This window comes from Agromyces sp. P1_H4 (assembly GCF_056405255.1).
The window spans coordinates 1-10,655 of record NZ_JBFUCL010000104.1 but is presented as its reverse complement, the minus strand read 5'-3'; the positions used below and the strand labels follow the sequence as shown (position 1 = coordinate 10,655).

The following is a 10,655-nucleotide window of genomic DNA, read 5'->3' as shown; positions in this document are numbered from 1 at the left end:
CACCCGGGCGACGGCCGCCTGGAAGAGATGTCCCAGGCAGTACAGCTCGTGGCCCCACTCGAGGTCCGACCAGCGCGCGCCCTGACCGGGCCGCCCGAACCGCGTGTTCAGGTAGCCGTCGGGCTCCTGCGCGGCCGCGACCCGCGCCACGACCGCACGGAACCGCGCCTCGAGCTCGTCCGCGGGCTCGCCCACCGCGTCGCGACGGCCGATCTCCCAGGCGATCGCCTCGAGGTACTTGTAGACCTCCGAGTCCGAGAACTCGCGGCCGCGGCGTCCCTCTGGAAGTGCTCCGGATGCCGCGAGGTCGAAGTTCGCGAGCCAGCCCTCGCGCTCGAGCCACGCGCCGATGTGGTCGATCGTGGCGGTGCCGTTGACGGCCTGYCGGCGGCCCCAGAACCCGCCGGTGATCGTCACCTCGTCGAGGCCGAGCGGGCGCAGTACTCCCGCACTCGGCGCGACGGGCACCGCATGGGTCGTGGTGGTGGTGTTGGTGGTGAGCGTCATGGTCATCCCTTGAAGGCGCCCGACATGAAGCCGCGCACGTAGTGACGTTGGAGGATCAGGAAGAGCAGGATGCACGGCACGGCCAGCACGACCACGCCGGCCTCGGTGGCGCCGTAGTCGACGACGCCCTGCACCTGCCCGCGGAGGTTCGAGACGGCCAGCGGCAGCGTCATCTTGTTCGAGTCGTTGATGAGGATCAGCGGCGCCATGAAGTCGTTCCACGCCGCGAGGAACGCGAAGAGCGCCACCGTGATGAGGCCCGGCTTCACGGCGGGGATCAGCACCCGCCAGAGCACGGTGAAGCTGGAGCATCCGTCGACCATGGCCGCCTCGTCGAGCTCACGGGGCACGGCCTCGAACGAGATGCGCATCATGAACATCGAGAACGGCAGCTGGAACATCGTGAGCACCAGCGCGACGCCCACGAGCGAGTTCGACAGCCCGACCAGGTTGAGCAGCACGTAGAGCGGGATCAACAGCGTCGTGTACGGCACCATCAGGATCGCGAGCGTGGCGAGGAACAGCGCGTTCTTGCCCGGGAACGAGAACCGCGCGAACGCGTAGCCGCCGAGCAGCGAGATGACGAGGGTCAGGGCCACGGTGAGCAGCGACACGAACACCGAGTTGAAGAGGTAGACCCAGATGCCCGCCTGGTAGTTCGCGAGCGTCACGTAGTTGCCGAGGCCCCAGCCGTCGACCTGGTTCGTGCCCGCCCGCGGCGAGAACGACGCCACCGTCGTCCAGATCAGCGGGTAGAGGAACAGCACGGCGAGCGCGCCGGTGACCACCCAATAGGGGGTGCGCAGTGCGATGCCCGCGAACGAGGTCGGCGGGTGCTTCCGCGCCACGCGATACCGGCTGCGCGGGCCGTGCGCCGCGGCATCCGTCACGATCGCCCGGGTGGTGTCGGGCGCGGTGTCGATGCTCATCAGTCCTCGGCCTTCCTGCTGAACGCGCGGATCTGCGCGACGTTGATGACGACGAGGGCCAGCAGCACGATCACCGAGAGCGCCGCGGCCACGCCGAGGTTGTTCGGGCCCTGGAACGCGACGCTGTAGATGAGCTGCACGATCGTGATCGTGGAGTTGTCGGGCCCGCCTTTGGTGAGGATGTAGAACTGCTCGAACGCGAGCAGTGAGCCCGTGACGCAGAGCACCGTCGTGAGCGCGAGCGTGGGCCGCAGCAGGGGCAGCGTCACGCTGCGGAACGTCTGCCACCGTGAGGCGCCGTCGATGCGGGCGGCCTCGTAGACGTCGTCGGGGATGCCCTGCAGGCCCACGAGCATGAGCAGCATGTAGAAGCCCGCGTACCGCCAGACGATGAGGAAGATGGTCGACCAGAGGGCGCCGTCGGGGGTGCCCAGGAAGGTGAAGCCCCACGCCGCCATGAGGTCGGCGAACGGCCCGGCGATCGGCGAGTAGAGCACGTAGAAGAGCAGCGACGCGGATGCCAGTCCGAGCGCACTCGGGATGAGGAACGAGGTGCGCAGCAGCCCCTTCCACCGCGACGACTCCTGCACGAGCAGGCCGAGCCCGAGCGCCAGGGCGAGCAGGATCACGGTGGTGAGGATCGTGTACTTCAGCGTGAACACGACCGAGTCGGTGAAGAACCGGTTCGTCACCGCGTCCTCGTAGTTCTCGGGCATGTTCCAGCCCTGGTTGCCGCCGAGCAGCGGCCAGTCCGAGCCCGACATCTGCAGCACGAGCAGCAACGGGAKCACGAACAGGAGGAGGACGAACAGGGCGGTCGGGGTGGCGTAGAGCCAGCCGGCGACCGCGCCGCCGTGCGTCGCGCGGCGCCTGCGGCGCGTGGGCCGCGTGGGCGGCGACGCCGTCTCGGCGGGAGGGGCCAGGGCGGTCATGTTCGGGCCTTTCGTGTGGTGCGGGGTGCCTGCGTGGTGCCTTGGTGGTGCCGGGGTGCGGGCGGCCGGCGCCGACCTCGCGATCGGCGCCGGCTGCCCGCATCCGTCCTATTGCGAGAGCACCGCCGTGATCTCGTCGTTGTCGGCGTCGACGGATGCCCCGTCGCCGAGAACGGCGTCGCGCACCAGGGTCAGCCACGKGCTGTTCGGCGCGTTGAACGCCTCCTGGAAGTGGATCGCCACCGGGGTGTCGCCGTTCGCGGCCACCTCGTTGATCGTGACGAGGCGCGGGTCGGCGTCGGAGTACTCGTTGCTCGAGAGGTCGCCGCGCGAGACGACGTCCTTGTCCTTCGCGAGCACGCCGACCTGGGCCTCCTCCGACATCATCCAGTTGAGGAAGTTCCACGCCTGCGCCGACTTCTTCGAGTCCTTCGAGATGCCGATCCCGTCGCCGCCGACGAACGTGGAGGCGCCGCCCTCAGGGCCGACGATGCCCGAGACGCCGGCCTCGAACGGGGTCGACGAGAGCAGCGTCGCCGGGTAGAACATGAGCCCGACCTTGCCCTCGGTGAAGCCCGCGGTCCACGTGGGACCAGCCTCGTCCTGCGACGAGGGAAGCACGGCGCCCGAGTCCCAGAGGTCCTTCCAGGTGCTGTAGATCTCCTTCGCGGTGTCGCTCGCGAGCAGCGACTCCGTGCCGTCCTCGTTCATGACCTCCTCGCCGTCGGCCCAGACGCTCGGGAACCACGTGAAGACGAGGCATCCGCCGCAGTTCAGGCCCGTGGCGGTGCCGTAGGTGTCGGGCTTGTTCAGCGCCTGGATGGCCTTCGCCCACTCGGCGTACTCCTCGAGGTTCGCGGGGCCCGCCTCGGCGTCGAGGCCGGCTTCCGTCGCGAGCTCCTTGTTCCAGAACAGCATCGAGAGGTCGAGCACGAACGGCAGCACGTGCTCCTTGCCGTCGACCGTGCCGGCCGAGAGGTGGCCGGGGTTGATCTCGTCCTTGAAGTCGAGGCCGTCGATGTTCGCCGTGAGGTCCTGGAAGAGGCCCTGCTCGACCCAGTTCGGAACGTAGACGATGTCGGCGGCGAAGAGGTCTGGCAGGCCGTTCGATCCCGCCGCGGCACCGACCTTGGCGACGTAGTCGTCGTTCGGCACGACGGTGAGCTCGACCTGGTTCTCGTGGCTCTCGTTGTAGGCGTCGACGAGCAGGTTGGCCTGCTTCTCGAGGGGTGCGCGGGTCCAGAGGGTGAGCGTCGACCCGTCGTCGACGCCCTCGGGGCCGGCATCCGACAGGTTGCTCGCGGGCTCGCTGTCGGCCGCGCAGGCGGACACGCCGACCAGCAGTGCGCCGGCGGCCAGGACGCCGGCGATTCTTCGCATCCGGCGGGTGGTGCTGCTCATGGTCTCTCCTCTGACTCGTCGTTGAGCGGGCTGGGGAAGCCCGGTGCTGCGACACTCCGGCTCAGCGGTGCTGCGAAAATTCCGAAATGCTTTTCGGCACGTTACTCTGGGGAATCCGGAGGCGTCAAGAGCAGAATCCGGTAACGTTTCCGACACGGAAGGGGGCCGCGATGGCGCGAGGGGAACACCCGGGCAGCGGGCGGGCGTCGACGCTCAGCGACGTCGCCAAGCTCGCCGGCGTCTCGATCGCCACCGCGTCGAAGGCCATCAACGGCCGCGATGAGGTCGCGCCAGCCACCCGCCGTCGGGTGCTCGAGGCCGCCGAGCAGATCTCGTTCACGCCCAACCAGCTCGCCCGAAGCCTGCTCGCCGGGCGCACCGGCACCGTCGGCCTCCTCACGAGCGACCTCGAGGGCCGGTTCGTCATCCCCATCCTCATGGGCGCCGAGGACGCGTTCGGCGCCGGCCAGGTCAACGTGTTCCTCTGCGACGCGCGCGGCGACGCCATCCGCGAGCAGCACCACCTGAAGGCGCTGCTGAACCGCAGGGTCGACGGGATCATCGTCGTCGGCCGTCAGACCGACCCGCGGCCGTCGCTCGGGCACGACCTGCCGGTGCCGGTGGTGTACGCCTACGCCCCGTCCGACGACTCCGCCGACCTGTCGATCACGCCCGACAACCGCGCCGGCGGGCGCCTGGCCGTCGAGCATCTCGTCTCGTGCGGGCGTTCGCGCATCGCGCACATCACCGGAGACCCGACCTACGCCGCGGCGCAGGACCGCCTGCTCGGCGTGCGCGACGGGTTGCAGCACGCCGGCCTCGAGCTGGTCGGCGAGCCGATGTTCTCGGCGTGGAGCGAGCACTGGGGCCGCGACGCGGCGGCGATGCTCCTCGCGCAGCATCCCGAGGTCGACGGCATCGTGTGCGGCTCCGACCAGATCGCCCGCGGCGTGCTCGACACGCTCCGCGACCTCGCCCGCAGCGTGCCCGACGACGTCGCCGTCATCGGCTACGACAACTGGGAGGTGCTCGCCACCAACTCGCGCCCCGAGCTCACGAGCATCGACGCCAACCTGCAGCAGCTCGGGCGCACCGCGGCGCAACGCGTATTCACCGCCCTCGACGACGAGCTGCGCTCGGGCACCGAGTACCTGCCCGTGCGGCTCGTCATCCGCGGCTCGACCATCGCGCGGCGCTGAGCCTGTTGCGGAGCGCCTCGGGGCGTCGCTACTGCCCCGGCCGCACCGGCGGCGCGTCGTCGGGCGCGAGGTAGGCACCGATCCTCCGGAACAGCTCGTCTCCGCCGTTCGAATACCCGCCCTCGCTGTCGAACGCCTCCTCGTCATAGGTGACGGCGGCCGCGATCGCGACCTTCTCCGAGGGCAGGTAGGCGTTGACCGCCGCGTAGCCGTAGAAGAGCGGATTCTGCAGCAGCCAGTCGCCCGAGATCCACAACCCGAGCCCGTACGTCGCGAACTCGTCGAGCGGCCGGCAGTTGACGCATCCGTCGATCGCGGTCGTCCGGCCCCGCAGGTCGGTCGACGTCATCGCCTCGTACGACTCGTCGGAGAGCAGCTCTCCCGTGCCGATCGCGATCGCGCTCTCGAGGAGGTCGTCTATGCTGCTCGTCTCGATGGCGCCCTGGCTGATCGTCCATGACGGGTTCCAGTACGTCGAGTCCTCGTAGAACGACGTGCCGGCGGGGATGCCGAAGAAGGATCGACGTTCCGAGGTGTAGGCATGCAGCGCCGGCTCGGGGATCTCGGCGGTCAGCGAGGCGACCGTGTCCGCGAGGCCCAGTGGGTCGAGCACCCTCTGCTGCAGGGCGTCCTCGAGCGGCATCCCGGTGACCTCCTCGAGCACCAACCCGAGGATCACGTAGTTGGTGTGCGCGTAGGCCCAGTTGGTGCCCGGTTCGAACCAGAGCGGCTTGTCGACGGCGAGCGCGAGCTGGTCCTCGGTCGACCACGCCTTGAACACGTCGCCGTAGGCGATCTGGGCGAACGCGTCGTTGCCCAGCACGTAGTCCTGGTAGCCCGAGGTCATCTGCGCGAGCTGGCGCACGGTCACCTCGTCGGCATGCGGGAGGTCGGGCAGGTACTTCGACACCGGGTCGTCGAGCGTCATCCTCCCCTCGTCGACGAGTTGCAGCATCAGCGTCGCGACGTACGAGATCGCCACGGCGCCGTTGCGGAAGTGCATGTCGGGCGTGGCCGGCACCCCGGTCATCGACTCGCCCTCGGCCGCCCTGACGATCTCCTCGCCGTCGACCGACACACGCACGATGACCGCCTTCAGGTGTGCTTCCTCCATGTAGTCGCGCACGATCGCCATCACGGCCTCGGCCTTCTGGGGATCGGAGGTCTCGAGGTTCGCGGGGTCGGCTGTCTGCGTCGGCGGGCCGCCGGAACCGGGGGCCGTCGATGATGAGGTGCCGCCCGTGGTGCATCCTGTCAGGAGTACGAACGCGGATGCCACAACCAAGACCTTCGCGAACACCGGTGCGCGCCGTGAACTCGACATACGCGAGTCTCGCGCCGCGCAAATCGAAACCGCAACACTTCGGCCCGTTCGGGGGGTACCCGTCGCCTGCTCCGGGCGACTGCTGGCCGTTCCCGCGGCACTGACGCCGAAGGAGGAGATCTGCGCCGCGGGAGGACGGGATGCGGGGTGGAGACCTCCTCCGGCGCAGTTCTCCTCCCGTCCGAGGGGCGCCCTCAGCCCCAGAAGCCGTCGTGCAAGGTCGTGGCCTCGGGCAGGTCGGCCGGGCCGGCGACCGTGACGGGCCGGCCGCCGCGGGCGAACACCTCGCGGCACGGGAGCGCCATGGTTGGCACGCCCTCCTGCTCGGCGACGATGTCGCGCAGCCCGTCCTCGCCGAGGGCGTACACGACCCGGGCGATGCCGCTCCAGTAGATCGCGCCGGCGCACATCGCGCAGGGTTCGGTGCTCGTGTAGAGCGTGCTCGTCGCCAGCACCTCGGCGGGCAGCACGGATGCCGCGGCACGCACGACGTTCGTCTCGGCGTGCCCGGTGGGGTCGGCGTGGGTGACGACCGAGTTCATCGCCTCGACGGTGCGTCCGTCGGCGGTGACGACGAGCGACCCGAACGGATGGTCGCCTCGGGCCCGGGCGGCGGTGCCGAGGTCCACGCATCGGCGGAGCCACGCCAGGTCGGCCTCGGTCACCACGGTTCCGTCGGTCATGCGGGCCCTCCCTCGTCGGTGAGTCCATTGTCGTGCGTGTCAACCCCGCGCCGGCGCGCCGACGGGCGTGTGATCGTGAGGGGGTCAGGGGAGGACACCATGAGCGACGCAACCGCGCACCACGACCCCGAGGGCACGAAGAAGCCCGACGGCCTCGGCGGCGAGGGCACGATCCCCAACGAACCCGACGGCGTGGGCGTCGGCGCGGGCGAGCCGACGACGTTCGAGCCCGAGGAGGATCCGGATGCCGCGTCGCAGCGCGACCCCGATGCGCCCGGCCCGGACGCGACCAGCACAGACGCGACCGACCCAGACGCGACCGACGCCGACGAGTCCGGCGCCGACGGCCCCGACGCGGCGGAGGGCGTGGCGTTCTGACGCGCCCCGCCTGCCTCAGCCCGCTGACCTCAGCTCCCGCTGACCCCCGCACCCCCGGGCGCCGACTCCCACCACGCGCCGGCGGCATCGAGCGCGTCGACGTCGCCGCGGTCGCCGAGCAGCTCCCAGCGCAGCAGCGACATCGGCACGTTGCCGTTGCGCCACACGACGTCGTGCACCTCGCGGAGCGAGAACTCGGTGCGGTCGAGCGCGGCCGCGACCGCGGCATCCGCCACCAGCCGCATGACCTCGTGCTTGCCGACCAGGTACGACATCGCAAGGCCGGGCGTCGCCACGTAGTAGGCGGTCTCCTCGGTGGCGGTGCCGACGTCCATCGGCACCATGCGCACGAAGAAGTCGACGGCCTCGGGGAGGCTGAACGCCCCGGTGGCGAGGTTCACGTCGACGACGACACGCAACGCTCGCAGCCGCATGAAGTTGTGCACGATGACCTGCGAGTGCGGGGCGTCGGCGAAGAGCCCCGCCGTGAGCATGAGCTCCTCGTTGTAGTGCGCGATGCCCTCGTTGGCGACGGAGTCGATGAAGTGCCGCCGCAGCGGGTTCGGCTGGGCCCACGACAGCGCGAGCTGCTGGCTGTGCGCGCCCTCGTGGATGATGCCGAGGCGCGGATCGCGCGCGTTCGCCGCGTCGAAGTAGGGCAGGTCGGCAGACGGCTCGGGCACGTAGGAGGTGGCGTCGTCGGCCACGCGACGGACGCTCGTGAGGTCGTCGTTCACGCCGAGGAACGCGAGGGGCTCGAGGTAGGGCGGCGTCGGCGCGAAGCGGTAGCGGCGCAGCGCCTCGGGCTGGGAGAGCAGGCCCGCGGATTCGTAGAAGCCGCGCACCTCGGCCTCCGCGGCGGCCTGGGCCGTCGACTCGGCCTCGGCTGAGGCGGCGAGCGGGGGCTCGGCGACGTCGCGGAAGCGGGCGCGGGTCGCCGCCTCGGCCACGATGCTGCGGTTGGCGTCCTGCATCGCGGCGCGCACCAGTTCCTCGGGATCGTGCGTCACGAGCGCGACGTGGCGCAGGTACCAGGTGAAGGCCTCGCGTCCGACGGGCACGTCGGGCCCGAGCCGATCGGCGGATGCCGCGAGCCAGCCCCGGAACCGCTCGAGGGCCGCGCTCGCCCCGGGCTGCGCGGCCCGCAGCGCGGCGGCGGTCGTGGCATCCGTCAGCGGCACGACCTCGGCCACGGAGCGCTCGAGCCGCGCGCCGATCTCGTGGAGGTCGGCCGCCGCCACTCGGGCGAGGGTCGCGACGCCGGCGCGCTCGAGGTTCGTGATCGCCTGCTCGACGGCGGCGGGGATCGCCTCGAGCACGCGCACGAGGTCGGCCTGTCGCCGCTCGTCGAACGGCGGGGGCGGCAGCAGCAGGTCGAACCACGGACCGAGCACCTGCGAGGTGAGGAACACGGCGTCGCGCTGCCAGTTGCGGAGCACCTCGAGCTCCCAGTGCACGCGCGCCAACGCGGCGCCGAGCAGCCGGTGGTCCACCTGCGCGCCGACGGGCAGCGCGCCGAGCCCCTCGGCGTCGATCGCCTTCCAGCGGTCGGCGAACCCGGCGAGCGCGAGCGTGAACTCGTGGATCGCGGCACGGTCGAAGCGCGGCAGCCACCCGGCCGGGCGCTCGACGCGCGGGATGTCGTCGGACGTGCGGAACGAGGTCGCGTCGCGCCACTCCCAGAATTCCGCGCCGAGTCGTGCGAGGTCGGTTGCGAGCGACGTCATGCCCACCACGCTAGACCCGGCCACCGACGGGAACGGCGGTGCACATGGCGGGAGCCCGCCCCGCCGGGCGGCGGTGCGAACTCCCGGGTTGGTCGGGTCGCGCGTCAGCTGTCGCTGCCGCGGCCGGCCGTGACGGCCTGCTCGCCGCGGGAGACGGACTGCACCTCGACCTTGCGCGGCTTCGCCTGCTCGCTCACCGGGATGACGACGCTCAGCACGCCGTTCTCGTAGTGGGCGCTGATGCCCGAGGTGTCGAGCCCGTCGCCGAGGGTGAGCTGGCGCAGGAACGATCCGCTCGGACGCTCGCGCACGAGCCACTGCGCCTGCTCGTCGGAGCGGAGCGTGCGCTCGGCGCGGATTGTGAGCAGCTGTCCGTCGATGTCGACGTCGACCGAGCCGGGGTCGACGCCCGGCAGGTCGGCGTTCAGCACGTAGTGGTCGCCATCGCGGTGCAGGTCGATCGGCATCACGCGCGGCCCCTGCCTCGAGTCGAGCATGGTCGCAGCGAGGCGGTCGAGGTCACGGAACGGGTCCCAGTACATGGCCATGATCGGCATTCCTCCCTGTGTCGCGGCCCTCTTCGGGCCGGTGTCCAAGACTTGAGTCGATCTCGCTCAAGTAGCTTCAGATTAGCACTCGCACCGCGAGAGTGCCAAGGGCGCAGCGCGTGACATCCGTCCGGAATTCGGGGTGCCCGATCGTCACTGTGTCGCCGCCCGGAGCGCTTGCGGCAGCGGCGCTCACCGCGTTGACTGGGGCGATGCGCGTCGTCATCGCCGGAGGTCACGGCAAGATCGCCCTCATCCTCGAACGCCTGCTCGCGGAGGCCGGCCACGAACCCGTGGCGATCATCCGCAACCCCGACCATCGCGACGACGTCGACGCCACCGGCGCGGTCGCCGTGGTGCTCGACCTCGAGCACGCGTCGGTCGACGAGGTCGGCCAGGTCCTGAAGAACGCGGATGCCGCGGTGTTCGCCGCCGGCGCCGGCCCGGGCAGCTCGGCCGAACGCAAGTTCACCGTCGACCGTGACGCGGCGATCCTGCTCGCCGACGCCGCCGAGGCCGCGGGGGTGCCCCGGCTCGTCGTCGTCTCGGCCATCGCCACCGACGAGTTCGATGCCGAGTCCGACGACGTCTTCCAGCTCTACCTGCGTGCCAAGAGCGAAGCGGATGCCTCGGTGCGTGAGCGCGACCTCGACTGGACCATCGTGCGGCCCGGCGGGCTCACGAACGAGCCGGGCACCGGGCGTGTGCGTGCCGCCACGACGGTGCCCCGGGCGTCCATTCCCCGTGCGGATGTCGCGGCGACGATCGCCGCCGTGCTGACCTCGGGCGCGGCATCCCGCACCCAGTTCGAGCTCGTCTCGGGGGACGATCCCATCGACGAGGCGCTGGCCTCGCTCGGCAGCGCCGACGCGGACGACTGACGCGCAGCCGGTCGCCGGCTGTCACCCGCTGCCGTTCAGCCGAGCCTCACGAGGCGCGTCACGTCGTCGTCGGGCAGCTCGTCGGCGACCGCCGTAACCAGCATCGACTCGAGCGTCACGTTGCCGCCGTACGAACTGAGGAACGC

At 70.8% G+C, this 10,655-nt stretch carries 11 protein-coding genes; 3 read left to right on the top strand and 8 right to left on the bottom strand.

Annotated elements, in window-relative coordinates:
• The 4 genes from AC1DY2_RS08595 to AC1DY2_RS08580 form a co-directional block, all read right to left on the bottom strand.
• A partial coding sequence (locus tag AC1DY2_RS08595; protein WP_476762034.1) for a beta-L-arabinofuranosidase domain-containing protein occupies nt 1-507 on the bottom strand: 507 nt, incomplete at its 3' end.
• 2 nt (nt 508-509) lie between these two features.
• Complete coding sequence (locus AC1DY2_RS08590) at nt 510-1,436, bottom strand: carbohydrate ABC transporter permease (protein ID WP_476762033.1); 927 nt, start codon at nt 1,434-1,436, stop codon at nt 510-512.
• A complete protein-coding gene (locus AC1DY2_RS08585) occupies nt 1,436-2,368 on the bottom strand; it encodes a carbohydrate ABC transporter permease (RefSeq protein ID WP_476762032.1) in 933 nt (310 codons plus the stop codon). Before AC1DY2_RS08585 ends, AC1DY2_RS08590 begins: the two co-directional genes overlap by 1 nt.
• A gap of 108 nt (nt 2,369-2,476) precedes the next feature.
• Nucleotides 2,477-3,769, bottom strand: a complete 1,293-nt coding sequence (locus tag AC1DY2_RS08580; protein ID WP_476762031.1) for an ABC transporter substrate-binding protein — start codon at nt 3,767-3,769, stop codon at nt 2,477-2,479.
• 170 nt (nt 3,770-3,939) lie between these two features.
• Here AC1DY2_RS08580 and AC1DY2_RS08575 point away from each other — a divergent pair, with 170 nt between their 5' ends.
• Entirely contained in the window at nt 3,940-4,968 is a 1,029-nt protein-coding gene (locus AC1DY2_RS08575; RefSeq protein WP_476762030.1) for a LacI family DNA-binding transcriptional regulator, read from the top strand.
• A gap of 28 nt (nt 4,969-4,996) precedes the next feature.
• On the opposite strand, the gene AC1DY2_RS08570 is transcribed toward AC1DY2_RS08575, so the two are convergent.
• Nucleotides 4,997-6,292: a serine hydrolase domain-containing protein gene (locus tag AC1DY2_RS08570; protein ID WP_476762029.1), complete on the bottom strand. Its 1,296-nt coding sequence runs from the start codon at nt 6,290-6,292 to the stop codon at nt 4,997-4,999.
• A gap of 194 nt (nt 6,293-6,486) precedes the next feature.
• Nucleotides 6,487-6,975, bottom strand: a complete 489-nt coding sequence (locus AC1DY2_RS08565) for a nucleoside deaminase (RefSeq protein WP_476762028.1) — start codon at nt 6,973-6,975, stop codon at nt 6,487-6,489.
• 99 nt (nt 6,976-7,074) lie between these two features.
• Between AC1DY2_RS08565 and AC1DY2_RS08560 the strand changes: the two genes are divergently transcribed.
• The gene (locus AC1DY2_RS08560; protein ID WP_476762027.1) at nt 7,075-7,353 is read left to right on the top strand and encodes a hypothetical protein; all 279 of its coding nucleotides are present in this window, start codon (nt 7,075-7,077) and stop codon (nt 7,351-7,353) included.
• Between the two features lie 29 nt (nt 7,354-7,382).
• On the opposite strand, the gene AC1DY2_RS08555 is transcribed toward AC1DY2_RS08560, so the two are convergent.
• On the bottom strand, nt 7,383-9,080 hold the full coding sequence (locus tag AC1DY2_RS08555) for a DUF885 family protein (protein ID WP_476762026.1): 1,698 nt from the start codon (nt 9,078-9,080) through the stop codon (nt 7,383-7,385).
• A gap of 104 nt (nt 9,081-9,184) precedes the next feature.
• A complete protein-coding gene (locus AC1DY2_RS08550) occupies nt 9,185-9,628 on the bottom strand; it encodes an Hsp20/alpha crystallin family protein (protein ID WP_476762025.1) in 444 nt (147 codons plus the stop codon).
• Nucleotides 9,629-9,840: 212 nt separating this feature from the next.
• Between AC1DY2_RS08550 and AC1DY2_RS08545 the strand changes: the two genes are divergently transcribed.
• A complete protein-coding gene (locus AC1DY2_RS08545) occupies nt 9,841-10,509 on the top strand; it encodes an NAD(P)H-binding protein (protein WP_476762024.1) in 669 nt (222 codons plus the stop codon).
• Nucleotides 10,510-10,655: the final 146 nt, after the last annotated feature.